Origin of the sequence: Saccharothrix deserti, assembly GCF_009769385.1 — a bacterium.
GTDB classification, from domain to species: Bacteria; Actinomycetota; Actinomycetes; order Mycobacteriales; family Pseudonocardiaceae; genus Actinosynnema; species Actinosynnema deserti.
This window is the reverse complement of record NZ_ML775962.1, coordinates 1-21,339: the sequence shown is the minus strand read 5'-3', so window position 1 is coordinate 21,339 and position 21,339 is coordinate 1. Positions and strand designations below refer to the sequence as shown.

15 protein-coding genes are annotated in these 21,339 nt (G+C 69.2%); 11 read left to right on the top strand and 4 right to left on the bottom strand.

Annotated elements, in window-relative coordinates; translation table 11 throughout:
• Positions 1–43: 43 nt before the first annotated feature.
• Complete coding sequence (locus FM051_RS07075) at positions 44–973, bottom strand: SMP-30/gluconolactonase/LRE family protein (protein WP_158841946.1); 930 nt, start codon at positions 971–973, stop codon at positions 44–46.
• A 758-nt stretch (positions 974–1,731) separates the two neighbouring features.
• Entirely contained in the window at positions 1,732–4,710 is a 2,979-nt protein-coding gene (locus tag FM051_RS07070) for an AfsR/SARP family transcriptional regulator (protein WP_158841944.1), read from the bottom strand.
• A gap of 347 nt (positions 4,711–5,057) precedes the next feature.
• Here FM051_RS07070 and FM051_RS07065 point away from each other — a divergent pair, with 347 nt between their 5' ends.
• Both FM051_RS07065 and FM051_RS07060 read left to right on the top strand, forming a co-directional pair.
• The gene (locus tag FM051_RS07065; RefSeq protein ID WP_158841942.1) at positions 5,058–6,332 is read left to right on the top strand and encodes a nucleotide sugar dehydrogenase; all 1,275 of its coding nucleotides are present in this window, start codon (positions 5,058–5,060) and stop codon (positions 6,330–6,332) included.
• A gap of 80 nt (positions 6,333–6,412) precedes the next feature.
• Positions 6,413–7,543 (top strand): hypothetical protein, encoded by a 1,131-nt coding sequence (locus FM051_RS07060; protein ID WP_238412201.1) that lies wholly within the window; start codon positions 6,413–6,415, stop codon positions 7,541–7,543.
• 151 nt (positions 7,544–7,694) lie between these two features.
• Here FM051_RS07060 and FM051_RS07055 read toward each other — a convergent pair whose 3' ends face one another.
• Complete coding sequence (locus tag FM051_RS07055; RefSeq protein ID WP_158841938.1) at positions 7,695–9,770, bottom strand: tetratricopeptide repeat protein; 2,076 nt, start codon at positions 9,768–9,770, stop codon at positions 7,695–7,697.
• 246 nt (positions 9,771–10,016) lie between these two features.
• Here FM051_RS07055 and FM051_RS07050 point away from each other — a divergent pair, with 246 nt between their 5' ends.
• Both FM051_RS07050 and FM051_RS07045 read left to right on the top strand, forming a co-directional pair.
• Positions 10,017–11,426 (top strand): DUF1996 domain-containing protein, encoded by a 1,410-nt coding sequence (locus tag FM051_RS07050; protein WP_158841936.1) that lies wholly within the window; start codon positions 10,017–10,019, stop codon positions 11,424–11,426.
• A gap of 5 nt (positions 11,427–11,431) precedes the next feature.
• Entirely contained in the window at positions 11,432–11,785 is a 354-nt protein-coding gene (locus FM051_RS07045; RefSeq protein ID WP_158841934.1) for an Imm1 family immunity protein, read from the top strand.
• Between the two features lie 151 nt (positions 11,786–11,936).
• Here FM051_RS07045 and FM051_RS07040 read toward each other — a convergent pair whose 3' ends face one another.
• A complete protein-coding gene (locus tag FM051_RS07040) occupies positions 11,937–13,415 on the bottom strand; it encodes a PucR family transcriptional regulator (protein WP_158841932.1) in 1,479 nt (492 codons plus the stop codon).
• 191 nt (positions 13,416–13,606) lie between these two features.
• Here FM051_RS07040 and FM051_RS07035 point away from each other — a divergent pair, with 191 nt between their 5' ends.
• The 7 genes from FM051_RS07035 (at position 13,607) to FM051_RS07005 (ending at position 21,292) form a co-directional block, all read left to right on the top strand.
• Positions 13,607–14,479 (top strand): FAD binding domain-containing protein, encoded by an 873-nt coding sequence (locus FM051_RS07035; protein ID WP_158841930.1) that lies wholly within the window; start codon positions 13,607–13,609, stop codon positions 14,477–14,479.
• 2 nt (positions 14,480–14,481) lie between these two features.
• Positions 14,482–14,970: a (2Fe-2S)-binding protein gene (locus FM051_RS07030; RefSeq protein WP_158841928.1), complete on the top strand. Its 489-nt coding sequence runs from the start codon at positions 14,482–14,484 to the stop codon at positions 14,968–14,970.
• Positions 14,967–16,322 (top strand): 8-oxoguanine deaminase, encoded by a 1,356-nt coding sequence (locus tag FM051_RS07025; RefSeq protein ID WP_158841926.1) that lies wholly within the window; start codon positions 14,967–14,969, stop codon positions 16,320–16,322. The genes FM051_RS07030 and FM051_RS07025 overlap by 4 nt, the downstream gene beginning before the upstream one ends.
• Entirely contained in the window at positions 16,319–18,544 is a 2,226-nt protein-coding gene (gene pucD / locus FM051_RS07020) for a xanthine dehydrogenase subunit D (protein WP_158841924.1), read from the top strand. The genes FM051_RS07025 and pucD overlap by 4 nt, the downstream gene beginning before the upstream one ends.
• An 81-nt stretch (positions 18,545–18,625) precedes the next feature.
• Positions 18,626–19,108: a nucleoside deaminase gene (locus FM051_RS07015; RefSeq protein WP_158841922.1), complete on the top strand. Its 483-nt coding sequence runs from the start codon at positions 18,626–18,628 to the stop codon at positions 19,106–19,108.
• 207 nt (positions 19,109–19,315) lie between these two features.
• Entirely contained in the window at positions 19,316–20,740 is a 1,425-nt protein-coding gene (locus FM051_RS07010; RefSeq protein WP_158841920.1) for an NCS2 family permease, read from the top strand.
• Between the two features lie 114 nt (positions 20,741–20,854).
• On the top strand, positions 20,855–21,292 hold the full coding sequence (locus tag FM051_RS07005; protein WP_238412199.1) for an allophanate hydrolase-related protein: 438 nt from the start codon (positions 20,855–20,857) through the stop codon (positions 21,290–21,292).
• The last annotated feature ends 47 nt before the right edge of the window (positions 21,293–21,339 follow it).

Genomic DNA, 21,339 nt, shown 5'->3' with positions numbered 1-21,339 from the left:
CAGGGGGCCGGCGTGAACTTCTCCGCACCGACCCCCCGAAACTTCACGGCTTGGGAACGGAAACGGCGTTGTAAGCCGGCGTCGGTGTGGGCGGCGTGGTGAAACGGGCGTTCGGCAGGTACAGCCGGTTACCGAACGAGGCGACCGTCGTCGGCACGTCGAACCGCGTGTCGGTGATCTTGGTCACGAGCTTTCCACTGGTCCCCTCCTTGGCCAGGGAGAACACCGCGACCGTGTTCAGACGGTTCTGCACGACGTAGAGGGTGCGGCCCTCCACCAGCAGGCCGTCACCGTTCGTGAGCACCTCGCCCTGGAGGTCCACGACGGTCGTCCGGCCCGATCCGATGTCCACCCGGTGCAGTTGACCGATGTTGCTCTGGACGATCAGCAGCGCCTTGCCGTCCGGGGTCTCCGCGATGCCGTTGGCGTTGTTGACGCCGGGCGTCAGGACGAAGTCACCGGACAGCGGAATCGTGGTGTGGGACTCCGGCAACCGGCCGTACCGGTCGAACCCGACCCGGTACAGCACGGCCTTGCGCGAGTCGGTGAAGTACGCGGCGTCGTCGGTGACCACGACGTCGTTCACGAACGTGTTCGTGTCACCGGCGAACTCGTAGGACTTGAGGATCGCTCCCGTCCGCGCGTCGACAACCCTCCCGTCACCGCCCGAACCGCCGGAGACGAACAGCCTCTTGCGCCAGTCGACCTTCAACCCGACCGACGGCGTGCCCGGCCCCTGGCTGAACACCTCGCCGGCCCCGGTGCGGAGGTCGACGCGGAACAGGTCCCCGTCGGCCCGCGAACCGAAGTAAGCGGTGGGCGCCGAACCGATCGCGATGCCCTCCGGCATGAAGCCGTCGGGCAAGGGGAACTCGGTCGGGAAAGCGTGTGCTTCCGCTGCGGCGGCGGGCGCCGCGGTGACGAGGGAGACCCCCAACACCACAGCCGCCAGCGCACCGAGTGTGCGAGACATGACCACTCCTTCTTCGCTTGTGAGCGAGCGCCCCGGAGTGTTCCGCAGCCCTCGGCGCGCGGAAAGGATCTACAGCAAACCGACAGGGAGCACCTGACGACGCCCCAACGGGGCGAACCGATTGAGACGCCTCGGAGTGAGCGACACACGGCACCCACGAGGACCTTGAATTACCAGGCAGAACAGACAAATGATGTCCGACGCAAAAGCCAGTTCAGCGCGGCGACGGCCTCGACCGGCGACAATATTCCAGCACAGGAGGAAGATCCGAGTGACACCCAAAAGTGTTAACGGAAGACGTGCGCGTCGACTTGTCTACGACACAGGAACGGACGATGATTCAACTGAGCATAAATGTGCCCGGCTCTACAGCAGAGCCGGGCAACGTGTGGTGAGATTGATCACCGCCCGCCTAGGCGGGCGTTTCCGAGGATCGCTAGTCCCACCACATGGACGAGGTGCTGAAGTCGCACTGTTGGAAAGTGGACGTCACACCTGTCGGGTAATCCGACGCGGTGGCTGGATTTGCAGGTCCGGCCACCGCCGTCACCACTGCGAGCGACACGAGGACCGTGTGTACGACTCGCTTTCGTGTTAGCCCGTTCGGGCGTTTTCGGCTCACGAGCGGGCATCCTTGCACACGCCAGCCCAGGTACCGTTACATCGCGACCGTCACGAGACGTAGGGTGCGACTCCCCTGCGTTAGGTGATCGCGCACGTCAGACAGGGGCGAACGAGCCCGCACTTCACGGTCCGACTCACCGTCCGAGCAAACTAATTCCCTCGAATGGGTGACGTTCTCCGCACACTATCGGTGGTCTGCGGGGCCGGCACATCAGGCTCACTCCACTCTGCCAGCTGAGCGCGAATGCGGTGCGCCCTCGGATCACCGAGGCCGCTGTAGAGTTCGTGGGCCAATTCCCAGCACCGATGCGCCTCCTGATGCCTGCCCTGACGCCAGCGGACTGTGCCAGTACGTCCTGTGCCGTCGCCAGTCGAAGCGAGTCGTGGGCTTGGCGGCAGAGATCCACTGCCCGCTCGGCGTAGAACGACGCCTCCTCCAGGTCTTCCAGTTCACGGAGCACCGAGGCTGCCGTGGTGGCGGCCTGCCCTTCGAAGGCCAGTCGGCGCGTCTTGCTCAACAGGGACATGGCCTGGTGGGCGTGTCCCAAGGCACCGGAGTGGTCGCCCAAGGCGTGGTAGGCGTTGGCCAACGACGCCAATGCGAGGCCGGCGCCGGCCTCGTCGTTCAGGTGGTCCCGCAACGAACGCGCCGAGTGCAACTGGACGATGGCGTCATGCAACCTGCCGCCCAGGAGCATGGCGTCGCCGATGCGCTGCAGCACACCGGCTTGCCCGTCCACGTCATCCGCCTGCCGGGCAAGCCCAAGGGCTCGGTCGAGCACCTGCAGCGCACCCGGGACATCACCGGCCAAGGCGCGCCGCTCGCCGATGTTGCGCAGCACCGTGGCCTGTCCGCGTAAATGTCCGATCTCACGGAGTATGTCATAGGAAAGTCGATAGCACTCGTCGGCCTCCCGGTATTCGTGGAACCGGGCATAGGTGAGTCCGAGATTGCACAGCAGGCTTCCTTCCCCAGCACGGTCGCCTGACGACCTGGCGGCCCGGATCGCCGCTTGGGATACCTGCAACAACTCGTCCTTGAAACCCTGGCGCATCATGGTCTCGCCGACCGCGTTCGACAGCCGCCACACGTGCTCGTCGAAACCGTTCGACGCGGCGAAATCGATCACAGCCGTCAGCTCGGCGCGTTCCCGCGTGCACCAGTCCATCGCGTCTTCGGCGCTGTCGAACACCAGTGGCCGCACGCCTTCGGAGAGGTCCAGCAGGGGCACGCCTTCGCGGTGGGCGAACAGCATGCGGTCCACGTTGTTGCCGGTGTGCAGGAACCAGTCGAGCATTCGCCTCGCGGCGCGTTGCCGTTCCTCTTCGGTCTCGTCGCGGTCGACGCGCTCAGCCGCGTAGTCGCGCAACAGGTCGTGGAAGGCGTACCGATCACCCTCCCTGGGCTCAAGCAGCCTGGCCCACACCAGCGCTTTGAGCTGAGGTAGGACATCGCCGGGAGGGAGGCCGGTCAACGCCGCGGCCACACCGATCTGGAAGACCAGCCCAGGGTACAGGCCGAGCATGCAGAACAACCGGCGAACCGGTGGGCTCAACACGACGTACGAACAGTCGATGGCCGCACGAAGCGACACGATCGCCTGCGACCCGTTCGCACTGAGGTCGAGGATGGCACCGCGCTCACGGAGTTGGACCACGAAGTCGCTGATGGGCTTCCCGGGCTGCGCGGCCACGTTCTCGCCTATGAGCCCGAGCATCAGGGGGAGTCCACCCGCTTGCCGCGCGAGCCGGTCCACGGCATCCGGTTCGGCTTCCGCGCGAGTGCCCAGGCGGTCGCGCAACCACTGCCTGGCCAAGTCGATCCCCAACGGTGGAACGCTGAAACAGCGCGCGCCGTACCTCAGGCTGAGGTCGCTGAGCCGCCCACGGCTCGTGACCACCACGACCGATCCCGACAACAGCGGAAGCAGCCCTTCCACGTGCCCGGCGTCGGCGGCGTTGTCCAAGATCACGAGGAGCCTGCGGGTCGAGAGGATGTCCCGCAGCTTCGCCCGACGTGCACGTGTGGTCGGGGGACAGTCCGCAGGGGTGACCCCGACCGCTTCGAGCAGTCCGGCAACGACCTCCTCCTCGGTCACTGACGAACCGTCGCCAAACCCGTTGAGGTTGACGAACCAGAAGCCATGAGGGAAACGCCACCGCACGCGGTGCGCCCAGTACACGGCAAGAGCCGTCTTGCCCACTCCCGGCTGGCCGTCCAACGCGATCAGACGCGATTTGCGCCCGTCGACCAGAAGGTCGTCCAGCGTGGCCAGAAGATCCTCGTGGCCGGTGAAACCGTCGATGTCGTACGGCAGGTACTGAGGCACAGCGGACGTGGTGCGCCGGTGCGGTGCCGACCGGATGTCCTGGTTCACCAGCTCGTCGTGGCGCCGACGCAGTTCGTCGGCCCGCTCTGGCAGGTCGGCGGCCTTGGCCCGGTGGTGGTAGTCGAGGAAGTACTGGACAGCTTCCTCCCTGCGCTCCAACGCGTACAGCGCCTCCAAGCGGCGCTTGGCCAGCAGCACATCCAGGTCGTACTCGACCTGTGCCACCTTGACCAGGCGCAGCGCCGCCTCGTACTCACCCAGCTTGTAGCGGCCGTAGATCAGGGCGTTGTTGGCCTCGAGCCACTCGTCCCGCCTCATCACCCGACGCCGGTTGTCGGCACGCTCGGTGTCGAGATCCGCCAGCGGTTCGTCCCAGAGCGCCAACGCCGACTCCGCGAGCTCACAGGCTCGCTCGTCGTTGCCCAATCTGCCCAACCGGCGGGCCTCCCCCATGGTCCGCTGGAACACGTGGAAGTCCACGGCGGTCGGGTCGGCCACGAATCGGTACGCGCCGTCCTCGATCTTGAGTTGCGCCGACAAGCCGTGTCGCTTGAGGGCGTTGCGTATTCGCGTCGAGTAGGTGGACAGCGTCGCCGCCGGATCACGCGGCGCTTTCCCTTCCGACCAGACCCATTCCGCCAAAGTGCGGACCGGCACCGCTTTCCCGATGTTCAGCAACAGCACGGCGAGGACACCCCGCTCTTTGCGGGTCCCCCATTGGTCGGTGAATCCGTCGTTCGTGCGCAGGCGGACCCGCCCGAGGATCTTGAAATCGATGGTCACCAGCGCCACCCCTCGCTGGAAGCAATGATTCGCGTCCGAGTCTGCCGGTAGTCACCGCCTCGATCCAGCACTTCGTCACGTTCCGATACCTCGATGTGACAATCCGTAGTCCAGTCGGCCTAGCGCTGCCGACCGATTTCCGAAAGAACTCTGAAAGGTTCCCGCAACGGACTCCGCATGCGCGCGCAGGTGCACGTGCATGTGTGATCGGAAACGATCACCACGCCTCGCTGAACAGCCGGTTCAGCGATCTGTACATCCGCTGAACCGGATTCGACAGCGAGCGCTTCCAAGCTGGCACCAGGGTCCGACGGGAAAGGCCCGGTCGGACATCCGGGGAGGTTTGCATGGGCACTCCTGATGTGGTGGTGATCGGCCTGGGGTTCACCGGGCTGCCCACGGCGGTGGCGGCGGCTGGAGCTGGATCGCTGGTCTTGGGCTTGGACAGCTCCGCGCGACGAATCGCCGACGTGGTCGAGTCCCGGCCCGGGTGCGGGCTCGGCACGGTGTCGGAGCAGGCGCTGCGTGAGGCCTTGGGAAGCGGGCGGTTGGTGGTGCGGGACATGAGCTCCGGTGTGCCGGCGGCCGGCGTGCACGTGTTGTGCCTCCCCACTCCACCGGACCGCCGCGGCGGCGTCGACCTGCGCCCGTTGACACAGGCGGCACAGGAGGTGGCCGCGGTGTTGCGTCGAGGTGACTTGGTGCTCGTGCAGAGCACCTGCCCGCCGGGCACGGTCTCGCAGTCCCTGGTGCCACTGCTGGAGCGGGTTTCCGGGCTGCGCGCCGGTTCCGCGTTCCACGTTGCCTGCGCACCGATGCGCATCGATCCCGGCAACCAGACCTACGCCTTTACGACCATCCCGCGGGTCGTGGGTGGCCACACCCGCCGGTGCGGCCACCGGGCAACGCAGTTCCTCAGCGCGATGGCAAAAGAGGTCGTCAGCGTGACCTCCACCTGTGCCGCAGAGCTGTCGAAGGTCTTCGAGAACACCTTCCGCCTGGTCAACATCTCGTTGGTCAACGAGTTGGCCGCGGTCTGCCGGGTGTACGGAGTGGACGTCAACGACGTGCTGCGGGCGGCGGGGACCAAACCGTTCGGGTTTCTCGGACACCGGCCGAGTGCGGGCGCAGGCGGTGACTGCGTGCCTGTGTCCGCTCGCTTCTTCTCGACGGCAGCGCGCCGCCGCGGCCTTCTCAGCCCGCTGGTCGACGCAGCCCTGGCGATGAACGACGCGATGCCGGCGCACACCGTGCAGCGGTTGCGTGACGTCATCCCGCAAGTGGTCGGAAGGCCGCTGCGGGCCAGTCGAGTCCTCATCCTCGGCGTCACCTACAAGGCCGACACCCCGAACGTGCGCCAGTCCGCCGCGGTCGCGGTGCTCGAGGAACTGCGCCGGGAGTCCTGGGCCGACTACCACGACCCGTACGTGCCGGAACTGGTTCTGTCGGACGGGACTCACCTGGTCGGCAGGGACCTCGGTGACGTCGATGACGTGGACTTCGCGGTCATCATGACACCGCACCTGGTGTACGAGGACCTGTCGGCGCTGGACATGCCGGTGTTCGACTGCTCGACCGGTGAGCCGCGCCTGGTCGTGGAGCGCTTCGAGGCGGCGGCGTGACCGGGCAGTGGATCAGAGGTCCGATAGGACCGGACGCCGACCGGCGCGTGACCGTGGCGGGGTGTCGGACCGTACTGGTCATGGTGCCCCACTTCGCCGCGGGCACGCGGTTGATCTCCGACATCGTGCCGCTCCTGCGCAACGACCCCAGGGTGCAGGTGGTGTTCTCGGTCACCGACACCGGGCGCTGGTGGCACGGCACCGAGGAGTACGTGCGCACGCAAGGAGGCATCGTCGTCCCGTGGCAACAGGCCACCCAGCACGACTTCGACCTGGTGTTGGCGGCCGCCTACAACGATCTGGACCAGGCACGCGGACCTCTTCTGCTGATCCCGCACGGGGCGGGCAACCTGGCGTCGCGGCGGTTCAGCAGGCATGCGGGCCGCGACGCCCTGCCGCACACCGGGTTGAGCCGCGAGTCGCTCACCCGGCGCGGCAAGATACTCCCGGCCGCGATTGGCCTCACGCACGAGGACGAACTGGCCGCCCTGCGCGAGTCATGCCCGGAGGCGCTGCACACCGCGGTGGTCGTGGGCGATCCCTGCCTGGACCGGATGGTGGCAAGTCTCCCGATGCGGTCCCGCTACCGCGAGATGCTGGGGTTACGGGAAAACCAGCGCTTGGTCACGGTGAGTTCCACCTGGGCGCCCGATTCCGCTTTCGGCAGCAGGTTCTCGTTGTGCCGCACGCTGCTGGACGAGCTGTCGGACGACAGGTACCGCGTCGCGCTGGTACTGCACCCGAACGTGTGGGAGGTGCACGGGCGCTGGCAGGTACGGGCTTGGCTGCACGAGTGCATCGAGGCTGGACTGCTGGTGATCCCACCCGAAGAGGGCTGGCGGGCGACGATGATCGCCAGTGATCACGTGGTGGGTGACCACGGCTCGACCACCCAGTACGCCGCCGCGATCGGCAAACCGGTCGTGCTGGCGTCCTTCCCCGAGGGCAATGTCCGCACCGGCAGCCTGGCCGACGCGGTTCGCCGATGCGCACCGCTGCTGGACCGGACGCTACCGCTGCTCCCGCAACTCACCAGTGCCGGCTCGGGGAACGCAGCACGCGTCGCCGCAGTGATGTCATCACGTCCGGGCACCGCGGCAGCCGCCCTGCGCACGGCCATGTACCGCTTGATGGATCTGCCCGAGCCCGGGAAACCGGCGGTCACCGCAGCGGTGCCCGGTCCCGTTCCGCTGCGACCGGAGCACTCATGATCACGTGGCTGGTGGTGAACGGTCTGGGCGTCGGCCTGCACCGGCTGGTCGTGACCACCGGTTCCGGGATACCCGACCAGCTCGTGATCGGCGAGATCGGCCGCGCCGACCCCGCCGTGCTTGGGTTGGCCGACGTCCTGGTCGAGTCGCCTCACTTGTCCAGTGCCGAGAGCTTGACGCTGATCGTGGCGGCCTGGGGGTTCCCCAAGCTTTCGAACAGGCGCAGTGCCTCGCCATAGCGTTCGCGTGCTCGGGGGAGGTCGCCCGCGGATTCGGCGACCTCCCCCAGCATCACCAAGACCTCGGCCTCGTAGAACGGCGCCCCGACGCGGTGGAGCAGGTCCAGTGCGGTTTCCAGGCTCTCCTCGGCTGCATCGGGCCGACCCCGGCGCAGGGCGATCGCGCCGACCGACATCAGGCACCTGGCTTGTCCGGCACGGTCGCCCAGTCGCCCCATCGCGTCGGCCGCCGCTTCGAGTTCTGCCATCGCCTCGTCGTCACGGCCGAGCTCGGTCAGCACCTCGCCTATCCGGCGAGCGCACAACGCCTCGGCCCGTGGAGGCCCGATGTGCTGACGGATCTCACGTGCACGCACCAGGCGTTCCATGGCACGCAGCGGCTCACCTGCGCCTTGGGCCACACCACCGAGCTCGGTGAGCGCGACCGCGACCCCTTGGTCGTCGCCGTCCTCCTCGGCGATCTCCAACGCGCGCAGCCCTTCCCGCTCGGCGGCCTGAAACCGACGCAACCCGCTGTAGGTGAACGCCAGCTGTGCCCGGAGCTTCGCCTCGGCCGCCCGGTTCCCGCACCGCATCGCGGCCGGAACACCGAGGTCGTGCACCGCGAACCAGTCGACGTAGTGCCGCGCATGCAGGAAGAACCCCCACATCGCCTCGCAGAACTGCCAGACCACCTCGTCCAAGCCCAGGTCGTGGGCGATCCGGCACGCCTCTCGCAGATTGGTCCTCTCTCTTTCCAGCCACACCAACGCATCGCGCTGTGTCGGGAAGGACGACCGGCGGTCGTGGTACCTGGGGCCCACCCGGCGCCGCGTGGGTCGTAGAGCCAAGTCGGCGTCCACCAACCGATCCAGGTACCACTCCGCCAAGCGTCGAAGAGCCGCATCCCGCTCCGGGTGCGAGGCCCGGTCAGCGTGCCGGCGGGCGTGGAGCCGCAGCAGGTCGTGGAAACCGAACCGTTCGTCGCCCACCTCGGTCAAGAGGTTCTTCTCCACCAGCTCCTCCAACACCTGTTCCACGTCCGACACCGGCTCGCCCGCCGCCGCGGCGGCGGCTTCGACACCGAAGGACGCTCCGGGGTGCAGGGCGCACAGGCGGTAGACCCGGGCATGTCGAGGCGGAAGGTCGACGTACGACAGGTCGAACACCGCCTCGACCGACACGCCGTCGTCCAGCGCCAACGTCGCCAGGCGTTCCGCACGCAGCGAGCCGACCTCCTTCGACAGCGAACGTCGAGGACGAGTGGACAGGCGTGCACCGATTACGGACAACGCGATGGGCAGGCCCGCGCAGAGGTGTGCCAGTTCCCGGGCCGCGTCGGGTTCCGACGTGACGCGCGAGCCCACTGCCCTTTCGAGCAGCTCCACCGACGAGTCTTCGTCAAATGATCCGACCTCGACGAACCTGGCGCCGTCGACGGCCAGTCCGCCAAGCCGCCAGCGGCTGGTGACCACGACGGCACTGCGCGCCGAGGTCGGGAGCAACGGGCGGACCTGCGCCGCCGAAATGGCGTTGTCCAGCAGCAGTGCCACGGCCCGGTCGGCGGTGAGGGTGCGGAACGCCGCCTGTCTTCGAGCCAACCCCGACGGGATCTCCGCGGCGGGCACACCCAACGCCAGGAGGAACCACTCCAGCACCTCCTCGGGTGTCGTCGGTCCACCGGGGGTGCGCACGGCCAGGTCCACGTACAGCTGACCGTCGGGGAAGCGGGACCTGACGCCGTGGAGCCAGCGCAGCGCCAAAGAAGTCTTGCCTACTCCACCCGGTCCGCTGACCACCACGACCAGTGCTTCGTCCGCTTCCAGCCAGCCGTCCAACGCCGCGAGCTCCCGACGCCTGCTGGTGAACAGCTTCGGCGCGGGAGGCAGTTGGTAGGGGATCACCGGTTCCGCGCGTGCCGTGTTGAAGTGCACCGACCCGACGCTTCCGGCTTGGACCACCGGGCCGTACGCCGCGCCGGACAGCACGTTCTCCGCATTCAGCCTCACAGGCACCCTCCCAGCACTCCCCGTGATTCGAGTGTCACAGAAATGGCATCTGCCGCCGGAGGACTGTCGGGTGGACTCGTAGCGCCGTTTGGCCGCCGGCCTGAAGATAGGGGTCGGTCTGGATAACGAAAAGGTAACGGTCAGGTCGCGGACTGGGAGCGGTACGTATGCCACTGTGTCCACCGCCCACCGGCGGTCGGGGTTCAACGCACGACATGCGCGTACCTACGACGAGGTGACACATCCATGACGCGAAACCAGGGGCGGCACCGCTTCTCCCGGCGCACGAAGCTGACTGCCGGCGTGACCGGGTTGGCGCTCACGATCGGCCTGGCCGTCGCGATCAGCACCACCGGCGATCAGGGCACAGCCCAAGCCGACGGGGCCGACATCTCCCAGTTCGTCGACATCACGAAGCAGCAGCAGAACGTAAAAGTGCCCCAGCCGCAACGCGGCGCGAGTACCGGCACGTTCACCGTGAGCTGCGGCAACAACGAGAACGGCCACTTCAACCCGGACAACTTCATCGCGCAGCCGGGGGTGCGCAACGGCGCACAGCACCTGCATGACTACGTGGGCAACGTGTCGACCGACGCCGACTCCACCAACGAGAGCCTGGCCGCCGCCGACACCACCTGTCGCAACGGTGACAAGTCGACCTACTTCTGGCCCGTCGTCCGGATCGACCGGGAGAACGAGGAGGAGGAGCCGGGCCAGCCGGCCGACGCCCAGGTCGAGTGCCCGGACGTGAAGCGCCAGCTGAAGAACGTGCCCGGCCAGGCCAAGGCCGAGGTCGACCGCAACCTCGAACAGCTCAAGAACCAGATCTCGGAGGCCAACACCCGGCTCAAGAGCTCGGCGAACGTCCAGGACCCGAACTTCGTCAACAACGCCATCCTCGGGCCGCTGCGCGACAAGCGGACCGCGACGATCGACCGGATCGCCATCGCCATGGGCCGGGTCGGCCAGCGCCCGCAGAACCTCCAGCGCCTCGCCCCGTGCACGGTGAAGGACGGCGACGCCAAGGACGCCAAGGTCGCCGACGCCGACAAGGAAGCCGAGGCCGACGCGCCGGAGAAGGGTGACGGCAAGAGCGCCAGCGACGAGAACGAGCTGGTCGGCAACGAGGGCGAGATCCAGCGCCCCCAGGTGGACCTCACCTTCCGCGGCAGCCCGGTCGGCAAGGTCGAGGCGATGCCGCAGTTCCTCCGGATCCTCTACGGCGACGCGAAGGTCTCCACCAACGGCACGAAGAACGCGCGCAACTCGTGGACCTGCACCGGGTTCGAGGACAAGGTGCTGATCAACAAGTACCCGATCTGCCCGGAAGGCAGCAAGGTCAAGCGCATCCACGACTTCAACAGCTGCTGGGACGGCAAGAACACCGACAGCGCCAACCACCGCGACCACATCGTCGCGCCGGACCAGAACGGCAAGTGCCCGCAGGGCTTCAAGGCGGTGCCGCAGCTGCGGATCAGCCTGACCTACAACATCCCGCGGGACGTGCAGGTCGCCGGCCAGTACGCGGTGGACTCCTTCCCGGAGGAGGAGCACAACCCGTTCTCCGACCACGACGACTTCGCCAACGTGATGTCCCAGCAGATCATGAACCGGCTGGTCCAGTGCGTGAACTCCGGCCGGAAGTGCAGGGAGTGAGGACGATGATCCAGGCCAACTTCGCTTCCGGTGTGGACGAACTCCGCGCCACCGAGGACGTGCGCCGACTGCTCGACCGCCTCACGGTGGCCCAGGACGCCACGCTCGTGCACACGGACTGCCCGGACCACCGCGTGTGGGTCGGCGTGCGCGGTGACCGCGGGGCCATCCTGTTCACCGATGTGATCACCGGTTCGTGGGCCAGCCTCGGCGAAGGCCCCCGCCAGCGCCCCCGGTACGCCGGGGTCAACTTCCCCACCCACTGCGAGATCCCGGTCGCCGACCTCGCCGTCGCGATCGAGGAGTTCCTCGCCACGGGAGAGCGTCCGACGCTCGTCCCGTGGCAACAGGTGAGGTGAGGAAGACGCCATCCCCGACCTGCGCGGCGGCGGGTCGGGGATGGCCCGTTACTCGAGCAGTTGTCGCCTCGCAATGACGGCGTCGGCCCGCACCGTCCGGTGCGGGCCTTTCCGTTGCGGGCCTTTCCGTTGCGGTGGTCCCTGTCCGGGGTCAGCCGGCCTGGAGGGCGAGGTACAGGTCCACCCGTTCGGTGAAGTCCGACAGGTCGACGCCCAACAGGTGCTCGACCCGCCCCACCCGGTACCGCAGGGTGTTGACGTGGACGTGCAGGCGGGCGGCGGCCGTGGTCCACGAGCCGGAGCAGTCGAGGAACACCCGCAGTGTGCCGACGAGGTCCGAGCCGTGTTCGGCGTCGTAGTCCAGCACCGGGCCCAGCAGACGACGGCGCAGCGAGCGGCGCAGTTCCTCCGGCACACCGGCCAGCAAGAGCTGGTGCAGGGCGATCTCCTCCCCCGCCACCACGCACGTCCGCCCGGTCCGCCGCTCACCCAGCCGCCGCGCGTGCGAGGCCTCCTCCGCCGCGCCGCGCAGCCCGGCGTGGCCGACCGGTGACGAGATCCCGACCAGGACCCTGGCGGACCTCAGTCCCGGCTCCAGCGTCCGCAACGCCGACCTCACCCCCTCGGTCCACGACCCGGACGGCACCAGCGCGTAGACCTCCGCGCCGACGGCGGCGACCAGGAACCTCGGCGTGACGGACGCCAGCACCTCCTCCACCAGCGCCACGGCCTGCTCGACCTGGCCGTCCGACACCGAGGCCGCCAGCACCCGCAGCGGCGCGTCCGGGTCCCACCCGACGGCCGCGATGCGAGCGGCGAGATCACCACCGGTGAGCACCTGCCGCAGCAACGGTCCGGCCGCGCGGTTCTCGATCTCCCGCCCCTGCACGACCCGCGCCCGTTCCACGCCGACCAGGCTGGCCAGTTCGGCGGCGACCTCGTCCTGCGTCCGGTCGCCGGACACGACGAGGATCCACGAGGTCAGCCGGGAACCTCCGCGTGCGGACACCGGCAACAGCGTCGTTCCGCGCACCACCCTGGGCAGCCGGTCGGCCAGCAGGAACTCCCGGACCAGCGCCGCCGCCTCGGGCAGTTCGGGCCCGGCGACGACGTGACCGGTGCACGACAGCACCCAGCACGGCGCGTCCAGCTCCGCCGCACCGGCCGCCACCAGCTCGGACAACCCGCCGCCCTCGGCGACCACGGTCAGCAGCCGCCGGTGCCTGCCCAGCAACGCGCCCGCGTCGCCCACCCGTTCGGCGGCCAGCTCCAGCACCACGCGTTCGGTGATGGCCGCGAACGACAGGTCGACCGGAACCTCCAACAGCGGCACGCCGTGCCGTTCGCAGGCCTCGACCAGCGCATCGGGCAATTTCCCGACATCGGGCGAGCTGGCCGCCAACGCGGCGACTCCCGATGACGCCAAGGAAGCAACAAACTTTTCACAATCGGCCGCCGTCCGGTGCCACAACAGCCCGGAAAGCACCAGCTCACCACCCGAGAGGTAGCGGGCCGGATCGGGCAGTTCAGTGCCGTAGAGCCTGGTCACAGGCCTGTCCAGCAACTCGGCGCCGCCGACGAGGCGGAGTCGGAGTTCCGGCATCCCGAGCAGGCTGCGGACCAGCAACACACGCGCCTCCTCAACGTCATCTCAGCGGTTTACCTTCGCCCGATCGTGTTTGTAGGAAAGCACAAATCCACTCGCTGTAGGAGCCTGGGATTCATGCGCCGCGGCCGTAGCCGATCACCCGCCATGCTCTGTGTACTGGCTCACACACCGCGTACCGGCTCGCACACCGCGCACCCCCACCGAGGTAGCTGATGGATTTCCTCCGCCCCGACACCCTCGCCGAGGCGCTGACCCTCAAAGCGCAGCGCCCGGACGCCGTGCCCATCGCCGGCGGCACCGACGTGATGGTGGAGTTGAACTTCGACCACCGCCGTCCCGCCGCGCTGCTCGACCTGACCCGGATCGCCGAACTCCGCTCCTGGGACGCGGACGACGGCACCGTGCGCATCGGGGCCGGCGTGCCGTACACGCGGATCATCGAGGAGTTGGGCGAGCGTTTGCCCGGGTTGGCGATGGCCTCCCGCACGGTCGGCTCACCGCAGATCCGCAACCGCGGCACGGTCGGCGGCAACCTCGGCGCCGCCTCACCCGCCGGTGACACGCACCCGGTGCTGCTCGCCGCGGGCGCCACCGTGGAGGCAGCCTCCACCAGGGGCACCCGGCTCATCCCGGCCACCGACTTCTACCTGGGCGTGAAGCGCCACGCGTTGGAGCCGGACGAACTGATCACGGCGGTCCGCGTGCCGGCCACGCGGGCGCCGCAGCAGTTCTCCAAGGTCGGCACGCGCAACGCCATGGTGATCGCGGTGTGCTCGTTCGCCGTCGCCCTGCACCCCGCGCAGAACCGGGTCGGCGCGGCGGTCGGCAGCGCCGCGCCCACGCCGCGCCGGGCGTCGGCCGCCGAGGAGTTCCTGTCCGCCGAACTGACCTCCACGAACCAGTGGGAGTCGCCGAAACCGCTGCTGGACTCGGTGAAACGGCGGTTCGGCGAACTGGTCGCCGAGGCCGCGAGCCCCATCGACGACGTGCGCGGCTCGGCCGCGTACCGCAAGCACGCCCTCTCCGTGCTGGCGCGCCGAACGCTCGGTTGGGCCTGGCAGGACTACTCCGGGAAGGTGGCCTGAGCATGCGCGTGAACGTGACGGTGAACGGCGAGCCGCGGCAGGCCGACGACGTCTGGGAGGGCGAGAGCCTGCTGTTCCTGCTGCGCGAGCGGCTGGGGCTGCCGGGTTCCAAGAACGCCTGCGAGCAGGGCGAGTGCGGTTCGTGCACGGTCTACCTGGACAACACGCCGGTGTGCTCCTGTCTGGTGGCCGCGGGCCAGGTGCAGGACCGCGAGGTGCGGACGGTGGAAGGGTTGGCCGACGGCGATCGGCTCGACCCCGTCCAGGAGGCGTTCGTGGAGGCGGGCGCGGTGCAGTGCGGGTTCTGCACGCCCGGTCTCGTGGTCGCCGCGCACGACCTGCTCGACCGGGTGCCGCAGCCCAGCGACCCGGAGATCCGCGAGGCGCTGGCCGGGAACCTGTGCCGCTGCACCGGCTACGAGAAGATCCTGGACGCGGTGCGCCTGGCGGCCACCCGGAAGGCAGCGCCCCAGGAGAGCGGGAACCGATGACCCCGACGATCCTCGACGGCGTCGCGGTCGCCACGGTGGACGCCGCGGGCACCGAACACGCGTTCGGCCACGTCGTCATCGAAGACGGCCGGATCACCGCGGTCGGCTCCGGCCAGGCGCCCAGGCCGAACGGCCCACACACCTGGATCGACGGCAGCGGCTGCCTGGTCACCCCCGGTTTGATCAACACCCACCACCACCTCTACCAGTGGGCCACCCGTGGCATCGCCCAGGACGCCACCCTGTTCGAGTGGCTGACCACGCTGTACCCGGTGTGGCGCGGCCTGGACGCCGAGATCACGCACTCGGCGGCCTCAGCCGGACTGGCGAGGCTCGCGACCACCGGGTGCACGACCGCCGCCGACCACCACTACGTCTACCCGCGCGAGGGCGGCGACCAGTTCGAGGCCCTGGTCAGCGCCGGGAAGCGCATCGGCATCCGCCTGCACGCCATCCGCGGCTCGATGGACCGCGGCCGGTCGCACGGCGGCCTCCCGCCGGACAACCTGGTCGAGGACACCGAAGCCGCGCTCATCGCCACCGAACAGGCTGTCAACGACCACCACGACACGAGCCCGGACGCGGTGATCCAGGTGGCCGTCGGGCCGTGCTCGCCGTTCTCCGTCAGCCCCGAGTTGATGATCGGCGCGGCGGAACTGGCCCGCGCCAAGGGCGTCCGGCTGCACACCCACCTCGCCGAGACCGTCGACGAGGAGGACCAGTGCCAGGCCGAGTTCGGCTGCACGCCCACCGAGTACGCCGAACGCCTCGGCTGGCTCGGTGACGACGTGTGGCTCGCGCACACCGTGCACCTGTCGCCCGATGCGGTGAAGCGGCTGGGCGCCACCGGCACCGGGAGTGCGCACTGCCCCACGTCGAACGGCCGGCTGGGCACCGGCATCGCCCCGGTCCGCGACCTGCTCGACGCGGGCGCGCCGGTCGGCCTCGGCGTGGACGGCGCGGCGTCCAACGAGTCCTGCGGGATGGTCGAGGAGCTGCACCAGGCCCTGCTGCAAGCCCGCCAGGGCGGCGGCCCCAAGGCGATGGACGTCCGCCAGGCGCTGTGGCTGGGCACCATGGGCGGCGCGCGCTGCCTCGGGCGTGATCGGGAGATCGGCTCGATCGAGCCGGGCAAGCTCGCCGACCTGGCCGTGTGGCGGCTGGACGGCCTGGACCACGCGGGCATCGACGACCCGGTGGCCGCCCTGGTCCTCGGACCGCAGCCCAGGCTCAAGCTCCTGCTGGTGGGCGGCCGGACCGTGGTGGACGACGGCGAGCTGCGCACCGCCTCCGAAACCGACCTCGCGCGCGACCTGCGCGCCGCCGCCAAGCGACTGAAGGGGACGCGATGAGCCTCACGCCCGCCGAACTCACCTCCGCCGTGTCCGGTGGCATCGGCTCCAGCCCGCAGCGGCCCGACGGGAACCTCAAGGTGCGCGGCGAGTTCGCCTACGCCTCGGACCTGTGGCACGAGGACATGATCTGGGGCGCGACCCTGCGCAGCCCGCACCCGTACGCGCGGATCGTCTCGATCGACCTGACCGAGGCGTTGCAGGTACCCGGCGTGTACGCCGTCCTCACCCACCAGGACGTACCGGGGCAGAACCGGTACGGCCTGGAGCACAAGGACCAGCCCGTGCTCGCCGAGGACGTGGTGCGCTACCAGGGCGAACCGGTCGCCCTGGTCGGCGCGGACCACCCGGAGACCGCGCAGCGCGCCATGAAGCGCATCAAGGTCGAGTACGAAGTGCTCACCCCCGTCGTGGACATGGAGACGGCGGTCGACGACACGCCGCTGCACCCCGGCGGCAACCTCGTGCGGCACGTGCCGGTCCGGCGCGGCGACCAGCACGCGGAAGCCGAGGTCGTGGTCACCGGCCGGTACGAGGTCGGCATGCAGGACCAGGCGTTCCTCGGTCCCGAGTCCGGCTTGGCCGTGCCCGACGAGGAGGGCGGTGTCGACCTCTACATCGCCACCCAGTGGCTGCACGTCGACCAGGGCCAGGTCGCGGCCGCCCTGGGTCGGCCGTTGGAGCAGGTTCGGCTGACGCTGTCCGGTGTCGGCGGCGCGTTCGGCGGGCGCGAGGACCTGTCCATGCAGGTGCACGCCTGCCTGCTGGCACTGCACACCGGCAAGCCGACCAAGATGGTCTACAACCGCGAGGAGTCGTTCTACGGCCACGTGCACCGGCACCCGGCGGTGCTGTACTACGAGCACGGCGCGGACCACACCGGCAAGCTCGTGTACGTCAAGGCGCGGATCTACCTCGACGGCGGCGCGTACGCCTCCAGCACCGGCGCTGTGGTGGCGAACGCGGCGACGCTCGGCATCGGCCCCTACGACGTGGACAACGTGACCGTCGACTGCTGGGGCGTCTACACGAACAACCCGCCGTGCGGCGCGATGCGCGGGTTCGGCGCGGTGCAGGCGGGTTTCGCCTACGAGTCCCAGATGGACAAGCTCGCCGAGGCACTGGGCATGGACCCGGTGGACGTGCGGATCGTCAACGCGATGAGCGAGGGCTCGGTCATGCCGACCGGCCAGGTGGTCGACTCGGCCGCCCCGGTCGCGCAGCTGCTGAAGCTGGTCAAGGACAAGCCGATGCCGCCGCTGTCGACCGTGGTGGACCTGCGGGACATGCCCGGTGGCGTCTCCAACACCACCCACGGCGAAGGTGTCGTGCGCGGTGTCGGTTACGCGGTCGGCATCAAGAACATCTGCTTCTCCGAGGGCTACGACGACTACTCCACCGCCCGCGTCCGGTTGCAGGTCATCAACGGCGAGCCGGCCGCGTTGGCGCACACCGCGGCGGCCGAGGTCGGCCAGGGCCTGGTGACGATCATGCAGCAGATCGTGCGCACCGAGTTGGGCGTGGAGCGGGTGACGATCCTGCCGATGGACACCAGCATCGGCAACGGCGGCTCCACCTCCGCCTCCCGGCAGACCTACGTGACCGGCGGCGCGGTGAAGGCCGCCTGCGCGGCCGTGCGGGAGAAGCTGGCCAAACTCGCCGGCGGCCGTGATCCGTCCGCCGTGGACCTCGTCGAACTGCTGGGTGACGAGGTGATCGACGAGACCGTCGAGTGGCGGCACCGGGCCACCGAGCCGATCGACCCGGAGACCGGGCAGGGCAACGCGCACGTGCAGTACGGGTTCGCCGCGCACCGCGCCGTGGTCGACGTGGACGTGGAGCTGGGCCTGGTGAAGGTGGTCGAGCTGGACTGCGCGCAGGACGTCGGCAAGGCGCTCAACCCGCAGGCTGTGCTGGGCCAGATCCAGGGCGGTTCGGCGCAGGGCCTCGGGCTCGCGGTGATGGAGGAGATCCAGACCGCGGGCGGCAAGGTGCGCAACCCGTCGTTCACCGACTACCTGATCCCCACCGTGCTCGACATGCCGCCCATGAGCATCGACGTGCTGGAACTCGCCGACCCGAACGCGCCCTACGGTGTGCGCGGCGTCGGTGAACCACCCACCATCTCGTCCACCCCGGCCATCGTCGCGGCCATCCGCGCCGCCACCGGCCTCGCCCTGACCCGCGTGCCCGTGCGACCGGAACACATCACCGGCACCTGATCCCCGCGCCGGCGACCCGCGCCACGCTTGCCGTGGCGACAGTGTCATTCGGGACTGGGCGCGCGCCCTGAGGAGCACACCATGACCACATCCGTCTCCCCCGACCACGCCTGGCTGCGCGAGTCGATCGACCTCGCCACCCGCAACGTCGCCGCAGGTGGCGGCCCGTTCGGCGCGGTGATCATCCGCGCCGGCGAGGTGATCGCCACCGGCACCAACCAGGTCACCCCGACGCTCGACCCGACCGCGCACGCCGAGGTCGTCGCCATCCGCGCGGCCTGCCAGGCCGTCGGCGACTTCCGGCTCACCGGCTGCGTGCTGGTGTCGTCGTGCGAGCCGTGCCCACTGTGCCTGTCCGCCGCGCTCTGGGCGCGGGTGGACCGCGTCGTCTACGCCGCCGACCGGCACGACGCCGCCGCGGCCGGGTTCGACGACCGCGAGTTCTACGAGCTGTTCGGCCGGCCGCGCGAGACGTGGAGCCTGCCGGTGCACCAGATCTCCACCGGCGAGGACAACGCGCCGTTCACCGCGTGGCTGTCCCGGACCGACCGCGTCGACTACTAGCCGGAGGAACCCGAGCAGACCGCCGAATCCCCGCAGACCGCCGAATCCCGGCGGACGACGGAACCGCGGCAGAGGAGCGACAGCGGAGCGGCCACGAGCCGCGGGTGCTGACCGGAGCACCGAGAACACCGACTCAAACGCGTTCGGCGGGGCCGTGCTTGCCGGCTTCGCCCCGCCGAACGCGCCCACCGGCATGGGAAGGACGTCATGACCCAGCTCAGGGATGACATCCCCACGCGGATCACACAACTCGACCGGTTCTTCCGCGTCAGCGAACGCGGCAGCACCACAGGCCGGGAAGTGCGCGGCGGTATCACCACCTTCGTGGCGATGTCGTACATCGTATTGCTCAACCCGTTGATCCTGGGCGCGTCGGCCGACATCACCGGCGCGCGCCTCACCGTCGAACAGGTCACCACGGCGACCGCGCTGGCCGCGGGTGTGATGACGATCCTCATGGGTGTCGTCGGCAACGCGCCGTTGGCGTTGGCTGCGGGCCTCGGTGTGAACGGCGTGGTCGCGTTCCAGCTCGCGCCGACCATGACGTGGGCGCAGGCGTTCGGGCTCGTGGTGCTGGAAGGCCTGTGCATCGTCGTGCTGGCCGCGTCCGGGGTGCGGGAACGGATCATCAACGCCATCCCCGGCCCGTTGAAGACCGCCATCACCATCGGCATCGGCCTCTACATCGCGCTGGTCGGCCTGGTCAGCGCCGGGTTCGTGACCCGGACTCCGGACGCGGCCGGCTCCACCGTGCCGGTCCGGATGGGGCTGGACGGGCACCTGGTCGGCTGGCCGATCGCGGTGTTCTGCGTCGGGTTGCTGCTGATGATCGTGCTGATGGCACGCGGGGTACCGGGTGCGGTGCTGATCAGCATCGCGGTGGCCACCCTGCTGGCCGTGGTGGTGAACGCGGTGTTCGACGTGTCCGGCTGGGGCCTGGTGACGCCCACCGTGCCCGACTCGCTGGTGGCGGCGCCGGACTTCGGCCTGTTCGGCTCGGTCGACCTGTTCGGCGGGTTCGCCTCGGCGGGCGCGATCACCGCGACGGTGTTCCTGTTCACGCTGGTGCTGTCCGGGTTCTTCGACGCCATGGGCACCATCACGTCCGTCTCCGACGAGGCCGGGCTCACCCGGGACGGCAAGGTGCCCGGCATGGGCAGGATCCTGCTCGTCGACGGGTTCGGCGCGGTCGCGGGCGGTGTCACCGGGTCGTCGCCCAACACGGTGTTCCTCGAATCGGCCGCCGGCGTCGGCGAGGGCGCCCGGACCGGACTGGCCGGCGTGGTGACCGGCGCGATGCTCACCGCGACCCTGTTCTTCACCCCGCTCGCGGCGGTGGTGCCCGCACAGGCCGCCGCGCCCGCGCTCGTGGTGATCGGCGGGCTGATGATGGCGCAGTGCCGGCGGATCCCCTGGCACGACACGGATTACACGATCCCGGTGTTCCTCACCGCGGCCGTGATCCCGTTCACCTACTCGATCACCAACGGCATCGGCGCGGGGCTCGTGTCGTACGTGGTGATCAAGATCTGCAAGGGCCAGTGGCGCTCGGTCGGCTGGCTGATGACCGTGATCGCGGTGCTGTTCGTCCTCTACTTCGGGGTCGAAGGCGTCACCGCGGTCCTGCGCTAGGTCGTTGGTCATGAGCACAGGTTCGGTGGAATTTCCATACTCCGCACCAACTTCTTCGCCGATTGTGGATAACTCCGGCGGCTGTGGACAGGTTCCCGACAAAGGAGGCACGCGATGGCGCTGATCTTCCTCAACGGCGGCGGTATGCGCGGCGGCCCGCTTCACCACCAGTTGCAGGGAACGCCCCTGCTGTGTGTGGCACGTAGCGCGTCCCGGTACCGCTACTTCTCCGTGGGCGACCGCTTCCCGGCGATGCACGCCTCCGGCTCGGGACACGTGGTCGGCGAGGTGTACGACGTGCCGTTGACCGTGCTGCGCGACCACCTGCTGCCCGCCGAACCGCCGGAGCTGGAGATCGGGGTGGTCGAGCTGGAGGACGGGAGCGCCGCGTTGGCCACCGTGCTGCGTGACGCGTTCCTGGACAGCCCGGAGCTGACGGACATCACCGAGGTCGGCGACTGGCGGGCCTACCTAAAGATCTTTCGGTATTTGAGTGAGGACTGTCATAAGCGGAGGCCGGTGTGGTCGAGGAAGTTGAAGCACAGTTGGTAGCTGCTGCCGACGCGTTCCAGACCGGCGTGTGCGGCGGTGTGGGCTTC

Bases quoted from the DNA above. Each gene is read 5' to 3' on its own strand.
- FM051_RS07075 (WP_158841946.1), bottom strand. From the start codon at position 973: ATGTCTCGCACACTCGGTGCGCTGGCGGCTGTGGTGTTGGGGGTCTCC.
- FM051_RS07065 (WP_158841942.1), top strand. From the start codon at position 5,058: ATGGGCACTCCTGATGTGGTGGTGATCGGCCTGGGGTTCACCGGGCTG.
- FM051_RS07060 (WP_238412201.1), top strand. From the start codon at position 6,413: ATGGTGCCCCACTTCGCCGCGGGCACGCGGTTGATCTCCGACATCGTG.
- FM051_RS07050 (WP_158841936.1), top strand. From the start codon at position 10,017: ATGACGCGAAACCAGGGGCGGCACCGCTTCTCCCGGCGCACGAAGCTG.
- FM051_RS07045 (WP_158841934.1), top strand. From the start codon at position 11,432: ATGATCCAGGCCAACTTCGCTTCCGGTGTGGACGAACTCCGCGCCACC.
- FM051_RS07035 (WP_158841930.1), top strand. From the start codon at position 13,607: ATGGATTTCCTCCGCCCCGACACCCTCGCCGAGGCGCTGACCCTCAAA.
- FM051_RS07030 (WP_158841928.1), top strand. From the start codon at position 14,482: ATGCGCGTGAACGTGACGGTGAACGGCGAGCCGCGGCAGGCCGACGAC.
- FM051_RS07025 (WP_158841926.1), top strand. From the start codon at position 14,967: ATGACCCCGACGATCCTCGACGGCGTCGCGGTCGCCACGGTGGACGCC.
- pucD (WP_158841924.1), top strand. From the start codon at position 16,319: ATGAGCCTCACGCCCGCCGAACTCACCTCCGCCGTGTCCGGTGGCATC.
- FM051_RS07015 (WP_158841922.1), top strand. From the start codon at position 18,626: ATGACCACATCCGTCTCCCCCGACCACGCCTGGCTGCGCGAGTCGATC.
- FM051_RS07010 (WP_158841920.1), top strand. From the start codon at position 19,316: ATGACCCAGCTCAGGGATGACATCCCCACGCGGATCACACAACTCGAC.
- FM051_RS07005 (WP_238412199.1), top strand. From the start codon at position 20,855: ATGGCGCTGATCTTCCTCAACGGCGGCGGTATGCGCGGCGGCCCGCTT.